Here is a 21050-nt window from a genome sequence, read left to right as displayed (position 1 = left end):
CGACGCGGCCCTGACTGGCGGGTAAATCAGCATTCGTGACCTCTCCCAAGGTAGCATTTTTGTCTTTAAGTTCAAGGGATTTCATGCTTAACAAATGTCAGGATCCGTGAATGCTCACAGTTCAACTTTTCGTTTTTTCTCCCCCCTTTAAACTTGAGCCAAGTCACGTTATCAAAGGAGGAAAGCGGTAATCTGAATATGAACCTAATACAGGGGAACAAAGAGGAACGAGTATGAGAGTGGAAATTGCAGGCAAAAACATCGAAATCACTCCCGCCATCCGTGAGCGCATCGAAAGCCGCTTTGATAAGTTGGCCAAGTGGCAGGTGGCACTCATCAATCCTCATGCTGTGATCAGTAAGGAGCCAAACCATCAGTTCAAAGTAGAAGCCAAAGCAGGGTTGCCAGGATCAACCATCGTGGCCTCTGCAGAAAGCGATGACATGTATAAAGCGATCAACGAGGTGGGCCAGAAGCTCGAAAAGCAATTAAATAAGGTCCAACACAAAGGCGAAGCGCGCCGCAACGACAAATCAACGGCAACGGTTGCAATGGAAGAAAACGCAGCCGACGAGGAAATCTAATCCGCATTGCATTACCTCACCCGCTAAACATGTCAGCCCCGCCCTCGCGGGGCTTTTTGGTGCTTGACAGCCCCCCCCGCTGTCAATATGGTTAATTGACACGCAAACATAACAACCAAGGCCCTATGCTGATTATTGCTCGTTTCTTTCGCTTCTTTTTTATCTCGCCTGTGCGGGAGGAAGCGTGCTAAGCCTTAACAGCATGGCGCTCTAACCTCCCAACCGGGAGGTTTTTTTGTATTAGAACAAGGATAATGTATGCCAGACACGCCACTTTCACTGGACGAGATCCGTACTCGGATCAGCCAGTTAGACCACGAACTGCTGACTTTACTGGCCGAGCGCCGCCGCCTCAGCGTGGATGTCGCGAAAAACAAAATCGCAATTCAAAAACCGATTCGCGATCAAGCACGAGAACAAGCCTTATTGGAAAAATTGGTCAGTGATGGCAGCGCTCACCAACTGGACGCCCACTATGTGCTGAGTATTTTCCACACCATTATTGAAGACTCGGTGCTGATTCAGCAGCGTTATCTGCAAGCTCTGGCCAACCCCGACAATCAACGTCCAGTGGCACGGGTTTCCTTTTTGGGCAGCCAAGGTTCGTACTCCTATCTCGCCGCGCGCCAGTACTTTAGCCGCAAGCAGACTGAATTGGTTGAAATGGCCTGTGACAGCTTTAAACAAGTGATCGAAACGGTAGAAACCGGCCATGCCGACTATGGCTTATTACCTGTTGAAAATACTAGCTCAGGGTCGATCAATGAAGTGTACGATCAGCTGCAGCATACCCGGTTATCTATCGTTGGCGAGTTAACCCTTCCCATTGCTCATTGCTTACTGACCGTTGGTGACCAAGATCCCAGCCATATTGATACCCTCTACGCGCACCCCCAGCCTCATCAGCAATGCAGCGAGTATGTCGATACCTTAGGCAAAATCAATAAAGTGTACTGTTCAAGCACCGCTGACGCGATGCAGCAAGTGGCAGATTTAAACCAACCTAATGTAGCTGCCATCGGCCATGCCGCCAGTGGTGAGTTGTATGGCCTCACGGCAATCAAATCAGATATAGCGAATCAGCAGCAAAACTACACCCGCTTTATCGTAGTGGCCCGTAAGCCGGTCAAAGTGTCCAAACTTACACCTGCAAAAACCACGTTCATTATGTCGACGTCGCAGCAAGCGGGGTCTTTGGTGGAGTGTTTGATGGTATTGCGAGAGCGCGGCATCAATATGACCAAGCTTGAATCTCGGCCAGTGCTTGGCAACCCATGGGAAGAGATGTTTTATGTCGATGTAGAGGCCAATATGGCCAGTGAGGTGATGCAAAGTGCGCTGGACGAGCTCACTACTTTGACCCGTTATCTAAAAGTGCTCGGCTGCTACCCGTCAGAGACCATTTCTCCCACCGAGGTGTCGCTACCGGACAGCAACGACTAACTAAACTATCCATTGCCCATAAATCAGCTACCCATAAAAAAGCCCACAGTGTGGGCTTTATATCAGGCAATCGCGCGACTATTTATACTCGAATGGCGCATTCCAGCCAGTGAGTTTGGCTTCACTCCAATCACCGTACATAGCGTTTGGCAGTACAATCCAGTCTTGACCAAAGTGCTTAGCATGTTTGTTCACTAAGGCACGTTGTTGCTTAAGATCCGCATCACCAAACTCGCCAGAAAAGTCATGCAGAGAATCGCCTAGCTGCATCACTAAGGTATGCTTGTTCTCGACAATTTTACGGCGCTCGGCTTTAGGTGGACCTAAGAGTAAGACGTGGTCATCCGCAACTTGCGGCAAGGCCAGTGCTTTCAACGTCGCCAAGGTGTCTGATTTATTTTCTTGGTAACGATCAGAGACATAGTAAATCGCCACATCATGTTGGTCGGCAAAGTCTAAAAATGCTTTTGCCCCAGGAATAAGACGTGGCTGCCCTTCGCGCTCCCAGTGCTTCCAAGTATCCCAACTGGTGAAATCGTGACAGGCCTGCATATCTCTGACTAGCAAGGCACCATTATCAATAATGGTTTCATCTAAGTCGGTCATGATGGCTAGGTTTGCATTCTCGCCATGAGATTGAATTTGTTGCTCTAAACGGAAAGTGGCGAGTTCAAACGTTTGACGCTGCATCGCAATCACTTCTGCGGATTGCTGCTGATAACGAAGCCCCATTGCATATTCAGCCTGTTCACAGCCTGCGCCATCTTGCGCAACCGCATGACCCGATGTCATGAATGCTAGGCTAGTGAACGCTGTGGCGACAGCAATATTGCAGTATCGGGCGATTCTCATGAAATCATCTCCATTGATGTGTGTATGTAAGCTGCAAGCCCTCCTCACAGCAAAGTTACAAGATGTAACTTTAAGTTACATTTTTTATCATAATGTATTTCTATATCATCATCAAATAGCATAAAAAACCAACAATGAACTACAAAAATAGTTTTTATCACCAATCATTGGTTGAATATTGATAGTTTTAATGGTCACAATCTGCAGCATCGCTGCTCTCTAGTTGAGTGCAGGAGAAGTCTGTAAGCACCGACGTATTCCCCTTAGGGCTCATCGACGGCTGGACCGTATCACGCAAAAAAAGCCCACGATATGGGCTTTTTTTCATTAATACCAGTGTCCATATGGAATATCTCTGGCGTCTTTAGGCAACTTTCTCAATGTATACTCATCTTTTAAGTATAATTTTTCAAAATTATTTCTTCTAGCTCCAGCTGGGGGCATATCTCTAAGTATTTTAACAATTGACTGTATTTCCTTAGACTCAAATCGATACCCACGAGACAAAGCATCATGTAGTATTGGAATTAAAGCATTATATTTTTCATTGGCATCTTTTTTGTCTTCTAGTAGTCCATACATCATTTCCAAAGGTGTAGCCAAAGGAGATGCTTTAGATATAGAGCCTAAAAGTGACTTAGGATTCATACTCATTTTATAATGACCTTTGCTATTGCAGCATTAATACCAACCTCGATTAAAAACAGAGAATAATGACTAGAACTAAAGCTCTGATCCCAATACCTTAAAATAGGATACAAATAGTCGGCGATAGTAATTGAAACATATGATAAAGCGATAACTTTACACTCTAAATCGCTAAAAATAACTCTATTTCTATACTTTGAATATAATGCGATAATGACAAAAAACATCACAATAGGTGATATAAAATTAATAGCGTGCTCTACATAGTCTCCAACTGTAGACATTGAAAATAACAACGAAGAGCTGAACACTATATATATAAAACCTACCAATGGAAAATATCGATTCTGCATAAAAGTCTTATTTTTAATTAGTCTGTAGCCAAAGTAATAATAAAAAACGAAAAAACACTATAAAAATATAAATAAAAATCGATTGAAAAACCACTCCTAACTAAAAGTAGGATATTTTTTAGGATCAAAATCCCACTTTAGTTACCTCATTATTTTTATTCATTTGCTATCTATGACAGATATAGTATCTCTACGCTATCAAAAAACCAGCCAAGCGGCTGGTTTGGGTATAGATTTTTCATCTATTGTCGGACTGGTTTACATAAACTAGGTCGCGGTACGCTGGGTGGCATCGTTGGCTTGTCGCAACAGGCCTTGGCTTTCTTGTAAAAAGCGCGGGGCGTAGTCGCCAAACCAGTTTTCGACTTGGGCAAACGCATCGACAAAGGTGGCTTTGTCGTGTTGTTCAAGCAAATCAATCGCTTCCCCAAAACGCTGGTAAAAGCGCTTAATCATCGCCAGATTTTGCGGCGAGGACATAATAATATCCGCATACAGACCCGCATCTTGGGCGAACAGGCGCCCCACCATGGCAAGCTCTAAGCGATAAATCGGTGAGCTTAACGCGGTGAGCTGATCTAAGTTGGGGTTTTCTTCTGCCAGATGCACGCCGTAAACAAACGACGTAAAGTGACGTAGCGCTTGGATCAGCGTCATGCCCTCATCATGCTCAACAGCACTGATCCTATGCAGTCCCGCCCCCCAAATACGGAATTGCTCGAGCAGCCATTGGTAGGCTTCTGGCTCGCGACCATCGCAGTAAACAATGACCTGCTTAGCCAGGCTAGCCACATCAGGACCAAACATGGGGTGCAGCCCCACAACGGGGCCTTGATGCGCCGTTAGCATGGCTTGTAGCGGGCCAGATTTAACGGAGGTAAGGTCTGCCAAAATACAGTCTTTCGGAAGCTGCTGAAGCTTGCTAATCACAGTTTCGGTGACATCAATCGGCACAGAGACCACCACCATGCTGGCATCTGCGAGCAATGCCTCTGCGTTGTCCCAATCGTTTTTCTCCAACACAGACACTTGATAGCCCGATAGGCGGAATAAGCGTGCAAATAAGCGACCTAGCTGCCCTTCTCCGCCAATCACCACGATGCGGCGCAAATCCGGGTTTAAACACTTAAATCCAGAGTCGTTTTCGCTACTGTACGACTCGCGCATTGTGCGTCGCAGCACATCTTCAATCAAATCGGGCGGCACCCCTTGCGCTTCGGCTTCTGCTCGTCGAGACGCTAACATGGCCGCTTCACGGTCAGGCGCATAAATGGGCAAGCCATGCTGACTTTTTACCTCTCCCACTTCCGCAACCAGTGCCAGTCGTTTGGCGAGTAGAGTTACCATTTGTTTGTCGACATCATCGATTTGATCGCGCAGTCGGCTTAGTTCCGCCACCATGATTTAGTCCTGTTGAATCCGTTGTTGTAGAGAAGTTGCCAACGCTTGGTGCGTATGACGCAGCAATTGTTCGGTAGACGCCCAATCAATGCAAGCATCAGTGATCGAGACGCCGTACGCCATCTCTTCTTTGGGCAGATCCGCCGACTGATTTCCCGCATGGATATGACTTTCTAGCATAAGACCGATAATAGACTGGTTGCCCTGATTAATCTGGTGGATCACATCTTCAGCGACCAGGGTTTGGCGACGGTAATCTTTGCGAGAGTTCGCATGGCTACAATCGACCATCAGCGATGGCGTCAGGTTGGCATCGCGCAGTTGCTGCTCGCACTCGGCCACAGAGACTGAATCATAGTTGGTTTGCTTACCGCCACGTAAAATCACATGGCCATTGGGGTTACCTTGTGTGGTCAATAATGCCACTTGGCCGGCTTGGTTGATCCCCATAAAACGGTGCCCTGAAGCTGCCGCCTTCATCGCATTGGTGGCGGTGGCCAGATTGCCATCCGTACCATTTTTAAAGCCAATCGGCATCGACAGACCACTCGCCATTTCACGGTGGGTTTGTGACTCGGTAGTACGCGCACCAATCGCCGCCCAGCTAAACAAATCGCCAATGTATTGTGGGCTGATGGGGTCGAGCGCTTCGGTGGCCAACGGCAGTCCCATTTCAGCAAGTTCAGTGAGCAGACTGCGTGCTTGCTTTAATCCAAACTCAACATCAAAGCTGCCATCCAAGTGTGGATCATTGATAAGCCCTTTCCAGCCCACTGTGGTGCGTGGTTTTTCAAAGTAAACCCGCATCACAATAAACAAGTGGTCGCTCAGCTCATCGGACAGGGCTTTCAAACGACGGGCATAGTCTTTCGCCGCGTCGACATCATGAATTGAGCACGGACCACAGACCACAAGCAAGCGATGATCACGCTTGTTGATAATATCTGCCACGGTCTGACGGGCCTGACTAATCGCCGCTCGGGTACTTTTGGCGATAGGAAATTGATCGCGAAGTTGCTCTGGTGTGAGTAGCACTTGTTCATCGCGAATGTTGATATTGGTTACCGAATCTTGCTGCATGACCTTGCCCTAATATATGTTCACTATGTTTTACATAGACAATACCAGCCCATATTTTAAAAGCAATAGCAACTGTATCATTTAAATTACGGTGTAATTTTTAATTTACACATGCATTTTTAATTAGAGTCTTTTATCACCAACAGTTACTATAACGGAGAACTCTAGTTACCCCTTATTATTGTTATGGCGTTAGTGCTTTCGTTGCTGCAGCAGATGAGCGTGTATCTTGTGATCGCGTATTTGCTGAGCAAAACCCCTGTGTTTATGCCGCTGCTCAGTATTTCTGGGCGGCTATCGCACAAGTGTGTCTGCTATGTGCTCTTTTCCGGCTTCTGTATTCTCGGCACCTATTTTGGGTTGCACATCCAAGACGCAATCGCGAATACCCGCGCTATCGGTGCCGTTCTTGGCGGTCTGCTTGGCGGCCCTGTGGTGGGGTTTTTGGTCGGCTTAACCGGCGGACTACATCGCTATAGTTTAGGAGGGTTTACAGATTTAGCTTGTGCGATCTCGACCACAGCAGAGGGCGTGATTGGCGGCTTAATGCACCGCTACTTGGTCTCTCGCAACCAAACCAGCCGTTTGTTTTCCCCTACCGTGGTCCTAAGCGTGACGTTTGTAGCAGAGCTGGTACAAATGGCCATCATTCTCGCCGTCGCTGAACCCTTTAGTCGTGCTTATGAGCTCGTCAGTGCGATCGCCGCGCCCATGGTGATCGCTAACTCAGTCGGTGCCGCGATGTTTATGAGCATTATTGTTGATCGCAAGACGCTGTTCGAGCGCTATTCAGCAGCGTTTTCCAGTAAAGCACTTAAAATTGCTGAACGATCAGTCGGTATTTTAAGCAGCGGGTTTAATCAACAAAGTAGTGAACAGGTCGCCGCCATTATCCAGCAAGAAACCGGCGTGGGGGCTGTGGCAATCACAGACCGCGAGAAAATCCTCGCCTTTACCGGCATTGGTGATGACCACCACTTGCCCGGCACTCCCATTGCGTCCGATTATACCCGACGTGCTATTGCGGATGACCAACTCATCTATATCGACGGCGCGGATACCCCTTATTGCTGCTCACTGTCCCCCCATTGCAAACTGGGCTCTGTATTGGTGATCCCGCTGCGTGGCGGGGATGGCTATGTGTTAGGGACGGTGAAGCTTTATGAGCCAAAACGTAAACTGTTCTCGGCAATCAATGTCACCATGGGAGAAGGGATCGCGCGTTTGCTCTCCAACCAAATTTTAACCGGCCGTTATCAGCGCCAGCAAACCTTGCTGACCCAAGCGGAGTTAAACTTGTTACGCGCCCAAGTGAACCCCCACTTTTTATTTAATGCATTGAACACCATCAGTGCGGTGGTCAAGCGCGAGCCAGAGCGCGCCCGTCAGTTAATCCAGCACTTATCCACCTTCTTTCGCAGTAATTTAAAGCAAAATCGCGAAACCGTCTCGCTCGAGCAAGAGCTGAATCATCTTGATGCCTATCTGGAACTCGAACATGCCCGCTTTGCCGATCGGATGAGTGTTGAAAAGCAGATTGATCCGGCTATCTTGCACGCTGTGATCCCCAGTTTTACCTTACAGCCTTTGGTTGAGAACGCGGTGAAACATGGGATCAGTCAATTAATGGCCGACGGTCAAATCATCATTCGTGGTTGGCAAGAAGGCGAGTGTCTGTATTTACAAGTCGAGGACAATGCAGGTCTCTATCAGCCAGCGGCACAGCATGCTGGGCTGGGGCTTCGTATTGTTGATAAGCGGATACGCGGATTATTCGGCGGGCAATACGGGCTTAAAATGACCTGTCAGCATGATCACTGGACACGAGCCACCGTGACCTTGCCATTAACCGATACTGCCCCAAACAAGGAGACCATGGCATGATTAGAGCGTTAATCGTGGATGACGAACTCTATGCACGTGAAGCCTTGGAAGATGAGCTGCTAGGATTAGGCGGTGTAACCATCATTGGTCAATGCAATAACGCCATTGATGCACTGAAGACCATTAATCACGCCCGTCCCGATGTGGTGTTTTTAGATATTCAAATGCCTCGCGTCACCGGCCTTGAGTTGCTTGCAATGCTTGACCCCGAGACCATGCCCAAAGTGGTGTTTGTTACCGCCTATGATGAGTTTGCTGTACAAGCCTTTGAAGACAACGCATTTGATTATTTGCTCAAGCCCATCGAAACCGCGCGCTTAAAAAAGTCACTCGACAAACTGTTGCGTGAGTTAAACCGACAAGAGGACTATCAGGCGATCACACCCGCACTGGAGCTGCTCCCTTGTGCGGGCCATAATCGGATTACCTTAGTGCCTCACCAGGATGTTGAAGTGGCACGCACCTCAGTAACTGGCGTGACACTACTCACCGCCAATGGTGAATCCGTCACCCATTTAAGCTTGAAAGTCTTGGAAGACAAAACGCCCTTAATGCGCTGCCACCGACAATTTTTGGTGCATCCTGCCGCCATTCGGGAGATCCGGTTGTTAGACAATGGACTCGCGGAGGTGGTGACCGCCTCCGCTCATTCGGTACCGGTAAGCCGACGTTATCTTAAGGCACTGAAAGATAAACTTGGCCTTACCCACAATTGATGCCGACACCGGTTTGGCGCTAGTAAAACTGGCTATTCGCTTGGCTTTGGTAATCGTTATAGCCACGTTGCCACTCCATACGAAAACGCTGTGAGCCGGGTCGGCTTTCGCACACGCCCATATAGGGGTTGCCATCCAACCCGAGTTGATACGCATGTGCAGGATTGCAGTATGCGTCAATGCCATGAATATAGCCTTGCTCGTAGTCGAGGTAATTGGCGGTCATACGGTCGCCCGCTTTGTTCGACAGTGTGCGTAAATCGTTTAAGGTTCGCTGTGGTAGCCCGCGCTGGCCATCTTGCTCACCCAGTCCATACCAGTTTTGCTCATCCACTAACGCTTGTGTGGTCGACGCTGCACACCCCGCCATTAGCACAATAGTCAGTAACGAAAAAAGCGCGTGTTTCATGCCACCATCCTTTTGATCAAAAAAGCCCCAGCAAGTGCTGAGGCTTTGATCTTAGCGTATTTTATACGTTATTGCTGTAATACCAATTGGTTAGGATGGCATCACTGCTCGTCAGCAATCAGCTGAGGGTTCAGCTTATAGACCACGAGGAACGCAATACTCGCCACCACCGTTGTTACCAGGCCAATAATGGTCGCTGTGTTCATCGGTAAGCCAAAGCCAATGTCGGCGTTGGCTAAGTAGGTCACCGTCACTGCGGTCATAAACATCGCTGGAATGGTGCAGACCCAGTGCAGCTTATCACGCTTAATTAGGTAGGCTGCCGCGGCCCACAACATGATCATCGCCGTGGTTTGGTTGGCCCAACCAAAGTAGCGCCAAATCACGCCAAACTCAGCCTTGGTGATCAAGTAACCCACCACAAACATAGGAATCGCAATCAGGAGACGTTTCATCAATGGCTTTTGCTGAATGTTCAAAAAGTCAGCAATGATCAAACGTGCAGAACGGAACGCGGTATCCCCTGAGGTGATAGGCAATACAATCACACCTAATACCGCCATAATGCCCCCAACGGTGCCCAAGAGAGACGTAGAGACCTCATGCACCACAGCGGCAGGGCCACCATTGGCGAGCGTTTGGTTTAACGCATCCGTGGATTCGTAAAAGCTTAATCCTAAGCTACACCAGATAAGCGCGATCACACCTTCACCAATCATGGCGCCATAGAAGATAAAGCGACCCGACTTTTCATTTTGCATGCAGCGCGCCATCAATGGCGACTGGGTGGCATGAAAACCTGACACAGCACCACAGGCAATGGTGATAAAGAGCAATGGCCACAACGGCAGATCGGTGGGATGGAAGTTAGTCGCAAAATCGAGTCCTTGGCTGTAGAAGCTGTGATCGCTTACAGCCAAACCAATCATTAAGCCAACCGACATAAAGACCAATAAGGCGCCAAAGAACGGATAGAAGCGGCCAATAATCTTATCGATCGGTACCACAGTCGCGAGGATATAGTAAGCAAAAATGATCGCTACCCATACCGGTACACTCATCGCCGATAAGCTACCTAGCAACTTGGCAGGGCCCAATACAAAGACTACGCCCACTAGCATCAAGAGTAACACCGCAAAGAAGTTCATAAAATGTTTAGCGAAGTTACCTAAGTGCTCGCCGACCACCGCAGGAACCGACGCGCCTTTTGCTCGGACACTCAGCATACCTGAGAAATAGTCATGGACCGCACCGGCAAATATACAGCCAAACACAATCCATAACATGGCTACCGGCCCATACAAGGCACCGAGGATTGGACCAAAAATCGGCCCAAGGCCTGCAATATTAAGAAGTTGAATAAGATAAACTTTCTTATCAGATAGCGGGACGTAATCCACACCATCGTTCATGCTCATGGCAGGTGTGGCTTGTTCGGGTTTAGGACCGAACACCTTGGTAATAAAGGTGCCATAAGTGAAGTAGCCGGCGATCAAAGCCACTACGCAGAGTAGAAACCAGGACATTCTCGTTCTCCGTCTCGATACGCAGCGATGCTGCTAATCAGTGAGTAAGGTACAGATGCCATTTTGCCCTGTTGTCTGTCTATGTCTTGCGCTCTTTCATTGAGTGGCAACATAGCAAGTTAAATGGTCGTGACGGACATTAAGTGGTTTCGTGACCTGACTGTAAGAGAACAATAAAAAAGCCCGTCCATCGGGACGGGCTTTCTGAGCAATAAACGCCGGAGCGATTACTTCTTGTTAAGACGCTCTTTGATTCGAGCTGACTTACCAGAACGCTCACGCAGGTAGTACAGTTTGGCACGACGTACTGCACCGCGACGTTTAACAGTAATGCTGTCGATAACTGGCGAGTGAGTTTGGAAAGTACGCTCTACACCTTCACCGCTAGACATTTTACGTACGGTGAATGCAGAGTGCAGGCCACGGTTACGCTTAGCAATTACCACACCTTCGTATGATTGCAGACGCTCACGGTTACCTTCTTTTACTTTAACCTGTACCAGGACAGTGTCACCTGCTTGAAACTCAGGCAGGTCTTTTTTCATTTGCTCGTCTTCGAGCTGCTTGATGATGTTACTCATTGTCTATAACCCTAGAATAAACTGAAACTCAATTTGATTCGGCACTTGCTCGATGCTCTTTAATGAACTCGGCAAGTAGTGATTCCTGTTCGTCAGTCAGAGCTAGGTTTTCCAGGAGCTCTGGTCGTCGTAGCCAAGTGCGACCTAGCGATTGCTTTAATCGCCAGCGACGAATGTCCTTGTGGTTTCCGGATTTTAGCACCTCTGGTACCGCCAACCCATCTAACAACTCCGGACGCGTGTAGTGTGGACAGTCTAACAACCCGTTGGCAAAGGAGTCTTCCTCTGCTGACGCCATGTCGCCTAAAACGCCCGGTACAAACCGAGCAACAGCGTCTACTAACGTCATCGCGGGCAGCTCGCCCCCACTGAGCACAAAATCTCCCACCGACCATTCTTCATCGACGTGAGTTTGTATAATGCGCTCGTCTACCCCTTCGTACCGGCCACAAATCAAAATAAGTTTTTCATTGCTGGCCAGTGATTCGACCCCCGCTTGGTCGAGCTTACGCCCTTGCGGAGAGAGGTAAACCACTTTCGCGTTATCGCCTGCGGCTTGTTTGGCAGCATGAATGGCATCGCGCAACGGCTGAACCATCATTAACATACCGGGGCCACCGCCGTAAGGTCGATCATCAACCGTACGATGTTTGTCTTGAGTGAAATCACGCGGATTCCACGTTTCGACGTTTAACAGCCCTTTTTTAACCGCTTGGCCCGTGACTCCAAAATCAGTGACGGCTCGGAACATTTCTGGAAAAAGGCTGATAATGCCAACCCACATATTTCCGCTCGCTTACTGTTGGAGTTTAAAAACCAGGATCCCAGTCAACTTCGATCCGTTGAGCAGTGCGATCAATCGACTTGATGACCTGCTCTTCAAGGAACGGAATTAAGCGTTCCTTTTTGCCAAAAGCATCTTTCAGGTTGGCTTTAACGACAAGTACGTCGTTCGAGCCAGTTTCAAGCATGTCTGTCACAGTTCCGAGGTGATAGCCTTTCGCATTCACCACGTCCATGCCAAACAGCTCACGCCAATAAAACTCTTCATCCGACAACGCTGGCAGTGCTTCAGCACTCACTGCGATTTCGGCATTGGTCAGCATCTGCGCGTCTTCGCGCTGATCCAGACCTTTGAGCTTGGCAACATACCCTTTGTTGTGGCGCTTCCAGTCTTCTAACTCGAAACGTTGCCACTCGCCACGCACCTGGATAAACCACGGTGAGTAGGCAAAAATGCTCTCAGCTTCTTCAGTGTAAGAAAAAATCTTGAGCCAGCCTCGAATGCCGTATGACGAGCCAAGCTTGCCGACGACGATAGTTTCTTGCTCACTCATTTCTTCTTTTAACCCTGACACTGATTGCTTACGCTGCTTTCGCTGCGTCTTTGATCAGCTTAGCAACACGGTCAGAAACCGCAGCGCCTTCGCCAACCCAGTGGTTTACGCGATCCAGGTCAAGGCGTAGTTTCTCTTCCTGGCCTTGAGCTACAGGGTTGAAGAAACCGATTTTCTCGATGAAGCGACCGTCGCGCGCCTGGCGGCTGTCAGCTACAACGATTTGATAGAATGGGCGTTTTTTCGCGCCATGACGTGCCAAACGAATGGTTACCATATCGTCCTCATTTGCATTACTTAATAAAATTGGCCCCGTTTCGCGTAAGCAATGCGGGGCCTCGTGCCAAAATAAAGCTCGGGAATTTTACTCTTTATTGCTGTGATTGCAACTGGTTTAGCCAAATTTTCACCAGCTGTCCCAAGCCTCACAGCGAGTTGTCATGCAGGCTGACGCTTCATCCGCCTGCAAAATGGGTTAGCCCATAAAGCCACCACCAGGTCCACCCGGCGGCATCATGCCTTTCATCTGGCGCATCATGTTACGCATGCCGCCTTTTTGCATTTTCTTCATCATTTTTTGCATCTGGGTAAACTGCTTGAGCAGACGATTGACGTCTTGCACTTGGGTCCCAGAGCCGGCTGCGATACGTTTTTTGCGCGAGCCTTTGATGATCTCAGGGCGTTGACGCTCACGTGGGGTCATCGAATTGATGATAGCTTCCATTTGCACGAACATCTTATCATCAACGTTATCTTTCACGTTGGCCGGTAAGTTCGACATACCCGGGAGCTTATCCATCATCCCCATCATGCCGCCCATGCTTTTCATTTGCTGCAGTTGGTCACGGAAGTCGCCCAGATCAAAGCCTTTCTTTTCTTTGAACTTCTTGGCCATTTTCTCGGCTTTGTCTTTATCGACATTACGCTCGAGATCTTCGATAAGTGACAGCACGTCACCCATACCCAAGATACGGGATGCCACCCGGTCAGGATGGAATGGTTCCAGTGCGTCAGTCTTCTCACCCACACCCAAGAATTTAATCGGCTTACCGGTAATATGGCGAACCGACAATGCAGCACCACCACGCGCATCACCATCGACTTTGGTCAATACCACACCAGTCAGTGCTAACGCATCGTTAAAAGCCTTGGCGGTGTTCGCGGCGTCTTGACCGGTCATGGCGTCCACCACAAACAAAGTCTCGACCGGGTTTATCGCATGGTGAACGTCTTTGATCTCGTCCATCATTGCATCGTCAACGTGCAGACGACCGGCGGTATCAACGATCACCACGTCGTAGAATTTGAGCTTCCCTTCATCGAGCGCCGCTTTGGCGATATCTACCGGGTTCTGGTCTGCGCTCGACGGAAAGAAATCAACACCGACTTCACTGGCCAATGTTTCCAACTGTTTAATCGCCGCGGGGCGATACACGTCAGCCGATACAACCAGCACTTTTTTCTTATGACGCTCTTTGAGCATCTTACCCAGTTTACCCACACTGGTGGTTTTACCGGCACCTTGCAGGCCCGCCATCAGGATCACTGCAGGGGGCTGGGTGGCAAGATCAAGCTGCTCGTTGGCATCGCCCATCACCGCTTCCAGCTCGGCTTGGACGATCTTGATGAATTCTTGCCCTGGGGTCAGGGTTTTCGATACCTCAATCCCCACGGCGCGTTCTTTAACGCGCTTAACAAAATCACGAACCACAGGGAGCGCGACATCGGCTTCCAGTAGCGCCATACGCACTTCGCGCAGGGTTTCCTTGATATTGTCTTCCGTTAATCGACCTCGGCCGCTGATATTTTTTAGCGTCCGGGATAAACGTTCTGATAAATTTTCAAACATGCGTTACTCGCCCACTCGTCCTATTGGCCCATGACATTGACCGTCAGGGTGCAATCGCTGTCGCGAAATTAATTGAGATTATACCGCAATCCCCCCATCGCTTGCATGTATCGATAGCGACAGAGATTGAGGCAAGGTATACTCACACCTTCATTCTTATTGATTAACTGACTGATCGGTGACGATGGATATTCTGACAGCCTTATTGGCATCACTGCTTTATCTGGCCGCCATTTTGCAGATCATCCCCGGCTTGTCCAGCAACAATCAGATTAGTGCGAAGCCGGTCTTCTTTACTGCACTGGCTGCGCTGGCATTGCATGCATATCTGCTCAAGGATTTAATCCTCTCTGGCAGCGGGCAAAATTTAAGCATACTCAACGTCGCGTCGTTGGTAAGTTTCATCATTGCTATGATGACTACCGGCCTAATTTTCCGACTCCGTTTATGGTTTTTGTTGCCGGTTGTCTATGCCTTTGCGGGATTAAATCTCGCCAGCGCGACTTTACTACCCGGTGCTTTTATTACCCATTTAGAGTCACACCCTGAGGTGTTGTTGCATATCTCCCTGGCACTGTTTTCTTACTCAACCCTGATGATTGCAACCTTGTACGCATTGCAGCTGGCTTGGCTCGACTATCAGTTAAAACATAAAAAGCGTCAGGTCATCAACCATAACGTCCCACCTTTAATGATGGTGGAACGCCAACTTTTCAACATCATTTTAGTGGGTCAGAGTTTACTGACGTTCACCTTAATTACTGGATTTGTTTTTGTCGATGATATGTTCGCGCAAGGAAAAGCGCATAAAGCCTTCCTATCGATGGCAGCATGGGTGGTCTATGGTGTGCTACTATGGGGCCACTATCAATCTGGCTGGCGTGGACGTCGAGTGATTTGGTTTAGTATTGTAGGCGCCTTTCTACTCACATTGGCCTACTTTGGTAGCCGATTTGTTCGCGAGATCCTTATTGCGGGTTAATCGTCACTCTAGAATGCATGATGGGTGCGCTCGCCACCTAACGGCATGTCAGTGTTATACTCTCGAGCAGACGCTCACATTTTAAAACAAACGTAAGGAACAGTTCGTTGGACGACATATCGACGGGAATATTAATTTCCTTCTTGGTATTGCTTATCGTCATTTCCGGGTATTTTTCCGGCTCTGAGACAGGCATGATGGCACTGAATCGATACCGATTACGCCACCTTTCTAAACAGGGCCACACCGGTGCAAAGCGAGTTGAAAAACTGCTAGCACGCCCGGATCGCTTGATTGGACTCATTCTAATCGGCAATAACCTCGTCAATATTCTTGCCTCTTCTATTGCGACTGTCTTAGGGCTACGCCTTTATGGTGATGCCGGTATTGCGATTGCGACCGGTGTCCTGACGATGGTGATTTTGGTGTTTGCAGAAGTGACACCGAAAACCTTGGCAGCCTTATACCCTGAGCGCGTTTCCTTTCTCAGCAGCTTTGTACTCACCATCTTGATGAAGGTGTTTTACCCGGTTGTAAGCTTAGTGAACTTCATTACTAACGGCTTTCTACGCTTACTTGGCTTAGGCGTGAAAAGTGATGGGAAAGACAATTTAAGTACCGAGGAGTTGCGTACCATCGTTAATGAGGCCGGCAGTTTAATCCCTCGCCGTCACCAGCATATGCTGATCTCGATCTTAGAGCTCGAAGAGGTGACGGTAGACGACATTATGGTGCCCCGTAACGAAATCACAGGGATCAATGTCAACGATGACTGGAAGTCCATTATGCGCCAGCTTACCCATGCGCCACATGGCCGTATGGTGCTGTATCGTGACACGATAGATGAAGTAGTCGGCATGTTACGGGTACGAGAAGCGTACCGCTTGATGGTCGAGAAAAACGAATTCAATAAAGAGACCTTGCTGCGCGCTGCGGATGAAGTGTACTTCATACCGGAAGGCACCCCGCTCAACGTACAGATGCTGAAGTTCCAGCGTAACAAGCAACGCATTGGTCTGATTGTGGATGAGTACGGCGACATTATCGGTTTGGTGACCTTAGAAGACATTCTCGAAGAGATCGTGGGGGAATTTACCACCTCACTCTCGCCAAGCTTAGCCGAAGAAATCACTCCGCTGACAGATGGCGGTTACCTGATTGAGGGTAGCGCCAATATCCGTGATTTGAATAAGAGCCTGAACTGGGATCTCCCTACCGACGGCCCCCGCACATTGAACGGTTTGATCTTGGAGCACTTGGAGGATATTCCTAATAGCCGCCTAAGCGTGGAAATTGACGGTCACCTAATTGAAATCGTCGATGTTGCCGAGAATATGATCAAACAAGTTAAAGTGCTGCCAATCCAAAAGCAGAAAGTCAGCACCGAGTAGAACAGAATTCGCCGTTAAGTTTTCTAACGTTAGAACTACTTAACGGCTCTGCCTTTTTTCCCCGTTATATTGACCTTATACGCAAACCTCTCACTGATCAGCGGGGCTCTGCTCTACCATTTCTTGGTGCTCAGTTTGGTAATAACGCAACGCTTCAACAAAGCTGTCTTCTTTGATGGGTTTGACAATCACATAATTTGCCCCGGCCTCATAAAAGGCTTCATGCACACTGCCATATGCATCGGCAGTACACGCATAAACCGGCACATTAAGCCCTAGATCTTGGCGAATAGCCTTAGTGGCATCAATGCCACCCAAATTGGGCATTTGGTTATCCATCAACACAAGATCATAGGTGGTTTCACGTAAAGATGTAAGTGCTTGCTCACCATCTTTTACCCAATCCACGCTGATGTCGTGTTTTTTGCAGAACGCTTGTGCCACCATCGCATTAATCTTGTTATCTTCCACTAACAGCACGCGCTGAATGCCCGCCTGTTTGGCGTCAAACACGGTGCTTTCCACCATGGTTTTAGGTTTATTATCTACATGTTCGACTGGCACCGTCAGCGTAAAGCAGCTGCCTTTCTCCGCTTCACTGGTCACCTCAATCGTACCGCCGAGTAAGTCGAGCAGACTCTTGACGATGGAAAGCCCCAGTCCACTGCCGCCGTATTTGCGCGTCACACTGGAGTCGGCCTGAACGAAAGGATCGAATAAGGTGTCGAGTGCGTCTGCACTCATGCCCACCCCTGAATCTTGCACTTTTATCATCAAGCAGTGCTGAGCCCCCTCCATTGGGGTAAGTTTGACTTCAAGCGCCACATTACCCTGATGGGTAAACTTCACCGCGTTACTCATCAAGTTAAACAGTATTTGGGTCAAGCGTGATTGATCAGAGCGTATCACGGTGTCGTCTGCGAGGTTAGACTCAATAATCAGTCCAATACGCTTACTTTCGCATAGCGGCGTATAGATGTTTTCTACCGTACTGATGATATCGTGCAAATAAAAATCACCGTACTCGATGGTCATCTTACCTTGCTCAATTTTGGAYAGGTCCAAAATATCATTCAGAACAGTCAGTAAGTGCTCACCACTTTGGTACAAACTTCCCAATAGCTCGCTCTGCGCTTTATCTTCCACTTTATCGCTGAGTATTTGGGTAATGCCCAGAATGCCATTGAGCGGTGTCCGGATCTCATGGCTCATCTTAGCGAGGAATTCTGATTTTGCTCGGGCGGAGGCTTCTGCCGCTTCTTTGGCACGTTGGCTTTGCTGCTCTGCTTCAATCAACGACGTAATTTCCTGCCCTTGCCCGATGACAGCTTTGACTTGATTATCGACCATCAAAGGGGCAAGGTTCCAACGATACACGCGGTTATCGATATGGATATTGACGCCTTTAAGAATGGTACCATCGACGGCACGCTTGAGATACGGCGAGATAGCGCGCATAAACTGCATGTACATCCAGCTCGTTTGCTGCGCATCGGCATCATAATTCAGTTTTAATTTGGCCGCCGGGTTAATACGCGTAATCGCAAAGTCGGTATCCCAAACAATAATTGGTGAGAGCGCATAATCAAACAAATCCTGCAATGACCGCTCTTTTTCGTAAAGGGCATCAAATGTCGATTCGAGTGTCTGACCGATGTGATCAAACTCTTCAATATCAGAGCCCGCAAAAGGCAAGGTTCGCTGGCGTGAGGTCGCGCCCAAGGTATAACGCATCAATTTGTCGAGTGAACCGGCGATACGGGTTTTTACAAACCGGTTGACCCAAATAGCCGCCACTAAAATCACTAACGTGGTAAGTAAAAGGTTGATCCCCATCTGGCGCTGTAACGCGAGTACATTGTCATTGCGTTGCGCCGAAAGTACGGCGATGTTTGAGTTTTCCCCTTCAATACGCAAATTAGCGTGACTGATAAGATAGTTGCGGAACGCTTGGCTACTCCCCTTAGTGGGTAAGGTGAGTTCGTTAGCGAAATTATCATCCCCGGTCAGTGTGGAAGCGAGCGTTAACTCTTTGACCGATAACCAAACGGCTTGCGTACCACTGGCTCGCTGCAGGCTTTTGACAAAAGAAAAGTTGCCATTGAGCATCACCGCAACATACAGGTAACCGCCCAACTTACCACTAGCTTGAAAAACGATCGGGGTTTTACGCATAAGCACATACCCCTGCTCCATCTCGGTGGTAATGGTGGTCAGTGTCCAGCGGTTGATATCTCGCAGCTGCGCGCGCAAGCGCTCAAGCCCTTTGTCATCAATGCCATGAAAAAGGCTACTACCGTCGTGCCATAGCAACTCGCCATCACGGGCAATAAAACGGAAATCAGGGGTATTGGCGGCATCTTGCTGCTCTTGCTCAATGAAATAGTCATCGAGAGCAATCCGATCGCCTCGTGCCACCAAGGCTTGCAGCGTCATACTGGATGCATTGGTGTTTTGGTGGATCTGCAGCGAGTCTAGGCGGCTGTCAAATACATTCTGTAACAGGCGTGACGTTTGTGTCAGCGTGCGCGTCACTTCCTGATTAATGCCCGCCAGCGTCAGCTGATAACTCTGGACATAAACGCCCACAGTCACAAACAAGAAAAACACCACGATAAGACGTGTAAGCAGCTGTGAAAGTGAGAGTTTTTTGGAACCTGACATAGTCATGATGCGCTAATCCGAGTATCTGAAAGCCTGCTTCTTAAGCGCATTAATGCGCTCAGGACTGTCCTCTTTCGTGACAATTTCAAATCGGCCGGAGTATACCACGGGCACAGCCTGATCCTGCAGATCGCGTTTGATCGCCTCAGCCATTGCTACGCCTGTGTCATCATTCATTCGCATCACAGTAACATCTAAGTCGCCACGTTGCAGAGCATCAAGCTCTGCTGAACCGCCGCCCCAGCCATTGATCACGACCTCATGCCGATTCAACGCATCAAGCGCATTAATTGCACCGAAGGCGACGTCTGTGGCGCACGCGTAGATAAAATCAAGCTTCTCATTATTGTTGAGCATCGCTTTAGCCGCTTCATAGCCTGACGCTTGGTCACCTTTGGTGTAGTAAGCGGACAACAGGTGATTGTGACTGTGGTTATTCATCGCATCAATAAATGTATCGCCACGCGCATCACTGAGATAGCCTTGAGAAAAATACAGCACCGAATAAGAGGCGCCTTGCGGATAGCGGGCATTAAAATAATCTGCTAACGCTAAACTGCCTTCTTGGTGGTCAAAGCCAACATAAAGAAACGGTTGATTATCCTGCCACGCTCTCACTGGTGTCGTGATATTTTGTAGGATCAGCTTGGTTTTGTTTTGCGACAATACGTGGTTAATAAATTTACGATGGCGAACACTGTTGAGAGTAAAAATCAGGTAGTCTGCGCCATCACGAAGTGCAGCGAACAATGAAGCACTTTGCTCGCGAATATCGTTGTTAGGTCGTGTGGTCACTTGCTCCAATTCATACGGGATATTCAGCGCTTGCAGCCGACGTTCCAAAGCGAGGATATTGCGCTGCCAGTAATCAGAAATCTGCTCACCCGGCACGACGACCGAGATCTTAATCGTTTTCGGAGACGTCTTAAGCGGCTCCGGCTCTGCTTGCACTTGGCTATCAAGTTGCTCCGTCAGCGCATTTTGCTCAGGATGAAGACGGAGGTATTCACTGTAAGACMAGTAATCATTAAGGGCAGCCAGCGCGTTAGGCGTCATCATCCAGATAATGACGCCACATATTGCTCGAACAATATTGAGATGTGTGGGTTGCCGCTTGCTCAATTTCACGTTGGGTCTCACTGCCTTATCACTTGCCAGATACCTATCAGCTTAGCGAATACCAGCACATTGCGCAGCGCCGAACTTCAGAAGCGTGCTTCATTAAGCAAAAAAGCTGCAATCACGCATACTCCTTCTCGCAATTTATCCAACAATCAAGACAGGATGAATTCTGTCCCGATCTTGGTAGCAGATGAAATAGCAAAGAAAGAGAACGGTAGTACAAAAAAA

Annotated in this window: 19 protein-coding genes; 6 read left to right on the top strand and 13 right to left on the bottom strand. The window is 48.5% G+C overall.

Annotated features, from left to right (window positions below; all coding sequences use genetic code 11):
* Positions 1–233: 233 nt before the first annotated feature.
* The gene (hpf, locus tag BZJ19_RS06875) at positions 234–584 is read left to right on the top strand and encodes a ribosome hibernation-promoting factor, HPF/YfiA family (RefSeq protein ID WP_069586681.1); all 351 of its coding nucleotides are present in this window, start codon (positions 234–236) and stop codon (positions 582–584) included.
* 258 nt (positions 585–842) lie between these two features.
* Positions 843–2027: a prephenate dehydratase gene (pheA, locus tag BZJ19_RS06870; protein WP_077675063.1), complete on the top strand. Its 1185-nt coding sequence runs from the start codon at positions 843–845 to the stop codon at positions 2025–2027.
* 78 nt (positions 2028–2105) lie between these two features.
* Here pheA and BZJ19_RS06865 read toward each other — a convergent pair whose 3' ends face one another.
* The 4 genes from BZJ19_RS06865 to BZJ19_RS06845 all read right to left on the bottom strand — a co-directional run bounded on the left by BZJ19_RS06865 (position 2106) and on the right by BZJ19_RS06845 (position 6361).
* Complete coding sequence (locus BZJ19_RS06865; protein WP_077675062.1) at positions 2106–2879, bottom strand: 5'-nucleotidase, lipoprotein e(P4) family; 774 nt, start codon at positions 2877–2879, stop codon at positions 2106–2108.
* A 327-nt stretch (positions 2880–3206) separates the two neighbouring features.
* Complete coding sequence (locus tag BZJ19_RS06860; RefSeq protein WP_131826387.1) at positions 3207–3533, bottom strand: hypothetical protein; 327 nt, start codon at positions 3531–3533, stop codon at positions 3207–3209.
* Positions 3534–4147: 614 nt separating this feature from the next.
* On the bottom strand, positions 4148–5281 hold the full coding sequence (gene tyrA, locus BZJ19_RS06850; protein WP_077675060.1) for a bifunctional chorismate mutase/prephenate dehydrogenase: 1134 nt from the start codon (positions 5279–5281) through the stop codon (positions 4148–4150).
* 3 nt (positions 5282–5284) lie between these two features.
* Positions 5285–6361: a 3-deoxy-7-phosphoheptulonate synthase gene (locus BZJ19_RS06845; protein ID WP_077675059.1), complete on the bottom strand. Its 1077-nt coding sequence runs from the start codon at positions 6359–6361 to the stop codon at positions 5285–5287.
* Between the two features lie 186 nt (positions 6362–6547).
* Here BZJ19_RS06845 and BZJ19_RS06840 point away from each other — a divergent pair, with 186 nt between their 5' ends.
* Together BZJ19_RS06840 and btsR are read left to right on the top strand one after the other, a co-directional pair.
* Positions 6548–8245, top strand: coding sequence for a sensor histidine kinase (locus BZJ19_RS06840; RefSeq protein WP_069586889.1), 1698 nt, complete (start codon positions 6548–6550; stop codon positions 8243–8245).
* Positions 8242–8961 (top strand): two-component system response regulator BtsR, encoded by a 720-nt coding sequence (btsR, locus tag BZJ19_RS06835; RefSeq protein ID WP_077675058.1) that lies wholly within the window; start codon positions 8242–8244, stop codon positions 8959–8961. Before BZJ19_RS06840 ends, btsR begins: the two co-directional genes overlap by 4 nt.
* A 19-nt stretch (positions 8962–8980) precedes the next feature.
* On the opposite strand, the gene BZJ19_RS06830 is transcribed toward btsR, so the two are convergent.
* The 7 genes from BZJ19_RS06830 to ffh all read right to left on the bottom strand — a co-directional run bounded on the left by BZJ19_RS06830 (position 8981) and on the right by ffh (position 14663).
* Positions 8981–9370 (bottom strand): DUF2799 domain-containing protein, encoded by a 390-nt coding sequence (locus tag BZJ19_RS06830; protein WP_077675057.1) that lies wholly within the window; start codon positions 9368–9370, stop codon positions 8981–8983.
* A 101-nt stretch (positions 9371–9471) separates the two neighbouring features.
* Positions 9472–10896, bottom strand: coding sequence for a carbon starvation CstA family protein (locus BZJ19_RS06825; RefSeq protein ID WP_077675056.1), 1425 nt, complete (start codon positions 10894–10896; stop codon positions 9472–9474).
* Positions 10897–11123: 227 nt separating this feature from the next.
* Positions 11124–11477 (bottom strand): 50S ribosomal protein L19, encoded by a 354-nt coding sequence (rplS, locus tag BZJ19_RS06820; RefSeq protein ID WP_077675055.1) that lies wholly within the window; start codon positions 11475–11477, stop codon positions 11124–11126.
* A 28-nt stretch (positions 11478–11505) separates the two neighbouring features.
* The gene (gene trmD / locus BZJ19_RS06815; protein ID WP_069586884.1) at positions 11506–12261 is read right to left on the bottom strand and encodes a tRNA (guanosine(37)-N1)-methyltransferase TrmD; all 756 of its coding nucleotides are present in this window, start codon (positions 12259–12261) and stop codon (positions 11506–11508) included.
* Between the two features lie 25 nt (positions 12262–12286).
* On the bottom strand, positions 12287–12814 hold the full coding sequence (rimM, locus tag BZJ19_RS06810) for a ribosome maturation factor RimM (RefSeq protein ID WP_069586883.1): 528 nt from the start codon (positions 12812–12814) through the stop codon (positions 12287–12289).
* A 28-nt stretch (positions 12815–12842) separates the two neighbouring features.
* Positions 12843–13091 (bottom strand): 30S ribosomal protein S16, encoded by a 249-nt coding sequence (gene rpsP / locus BZJ19_RS06805; RefSeq protein WP_069586882.1) that lies wholly within the window; start codon positions 13089–13091, stop codon positions 12843–12845.
* 198 nt (positions 13092–13289) lie between these two features.
* Positions 13290–14663, bottom strand: coding sequence for a signal recognition particle protein (ffh, locus tag BZJ19_RS06800; RefSeq protein ID WP_069586881.1), 1374 nt, complete (start codon positions 14661–14663; stop codon positions 13290–13292).
* Between the two features lie 184 nt (positions 14664–14847).
* Here ffh and BZJ19_RS06795 point away from each other — a divergent pair, with 184 nt between their 5' ends.
* Together BZJ19_RS06795 and BZJ19_RS06790 are read left to right on the top strand one after the other, a co-directional pair.
* Complete coding sequence (locus BZJ19_RS06795; protein ID WP_077675054.1) at positions 14848–15645, top strand: cytochrome C assembly family protein; 798 nt, start codon at positions 14848–14850, stop codon at positions 15643–15645.
* A 107-nt stretch (positions 15646–15752) separates the two neighbouring features.
* Positions 15753–17036, top strand: coding sequence for an HlyC/CorC family transporter (locus BZJ19_RS06790; protein WP_069586879.1), 1284 nt, complete (start codon positions 15753–15755; stop codon positions 17034–17036).
* Positions 17037–17126: 90 nt separating this feature from the next.
* On the opposite strand, the gene BZJ19_RS06785 is transcribed toward BZJ19_RS06790, so the two are convergent.
* Positions 17127–19706, bottom strand: coding sequence for a LuxQ periplasmic sensor domain-containing protein (locus tag BZJ19_RS06785; protein ID WP_077675053.1), 2580 nt, complete (start codon positions 19704–19706; stop codon positions 17127–17129).
* Between the two features lie 6 nt (positions 19707–19712).
* On the bottom strand, positions 19713–20759 hold the full coding sequence (locus BZJ19_RS06780) for a substrate-binding domain-containing protein (RefSeq protein ID WP_077675071.1): 1047 nt from the start codon (positions 20757–20759) through the stop codon (positions 19713–19715).
* Positions 20760–21050: the final 291 nt, after the last annotated feature.

The organism is Salinivibrio proteolyticus, assembly GCF_001996165.1.
GTDB lineage: Bacteria > Pseudomonadota > Gammaproteobacteria > Enterobacterales > Vibrionaceae > Salinivibrio > Salinivibrio proteolyticus.
Note: the sequence above shows the minus strand (reverse complement) of the source record. Positions and strands in the feature narration are given on the sequence as shown.

Bases quoted from the DNA above. Each gene is read 5' to 3' on its own strand.
- BZJ19_RS06795 (WP_077675054.1), top strand. From the start codon at position 14,848: ATGGATATTCTGACAGCCTTATTGGCATCACTGCTTTATCTGGCCGCC.
- trmD (WP_069586884.1), bottom strand. From the start codon at position 12,261: ATGTGGGTTGGCATTATCAGCCTTTTTCCAGAAATGTTCCGAGCCGTC.
- hpf (WP_069586681.1), top strand. From the start codon at position 234: ATGAGAGTGGAAATTGCAGGCAAAAACATCGAAATCACTCCCGCCATC.
- BZJ19_RS06845 (WP_077675059.1), bottom strand. From the start codon at position 6,361: ATGCAGCAAGATTCGGTAACCAATATCAACATTCGCGATGAACAAGTG.
- rimM (WP_069586883.1), bottom strand. From the start codon at position 12,814: ATGAGTGAGCAAGAAACTATCGTCGTCGGCAAGCTTGGCTCGTCATAC.
- BZJ19_RS06830 (WP_077675057.1), bottom strand. From the start codon at position 9,370: ATGAAACACGCGCTTTTTTCGTTACTGACTATTGTGCTAATGGCGGGG.
- btsR (WP_077675058.1), top strand. From the start codon at position 8,242: ATGATTAGAGCGTTAATCGTGGATGACGAACTCTATGCACGTGAAGCC.
- tyrA (WP_077675060.1), bottom strand. From the start codon at position 5,281: ATGGTGGCGGAACTAAGCCGACTGCGCGATCAAATCGATGATGTCGAC.
- rpsP (WP_069586882.1), bottom strand. From the start codon at position 13,091: ATGGTAACCATTCGTTTGGCACGTCATGGCGCGAAAAAACGCCCATTC.
- pheA (WP_077675063.1), top strand. From the start codon at position 843: ATGCCAGACACGCCACTTTCACTGGACGAGATCCGTACTCGGATCAGC.
- BZJ19_RS06860 (WP_131826387.1), bottom strand. From the start codon at position 3,533: ATGAGTATGAATCCTAAGTCACTTTTAGGCTCTATATCTAAAGCATCT.
- ffh (WP_069586881.1), bottom strand. From the start codon at position 14,663: ATGTTTGAAAATTTATCAGAACGTTTATCCCGGACGCTAAAAAATATC.
- BZJ19_RS06825 (WP_077675056.1), bottom strand. From the start codon at position 10,896: ATGTCCTGGTTTCTACTCTGCGTAGTGGCTTTGATCGCCGGCTACTTC.
- BZJ19_RS06840 (WP_069586889.1), top strand. From the start codon at position 6,548: ATGGCGTTAGTGCTTTCGTTGCTGCAGCAGATGAGCGTGTATCTTGTG.
- BZJ19_RS06865 (WP_077675062.1), bottom strand. From the start codon at position 2,879: ATGAGAATCGCCCGATACTGCAATATTGCTGTCGCCACAGCGTTCACT.
- rplS (WP_077675055.1), bottom strand. From the start codon at position 11,477: ATGAGTAACATCATCAAGCAGCTCGAAGACGAGCAAATGAAAAAAGAC.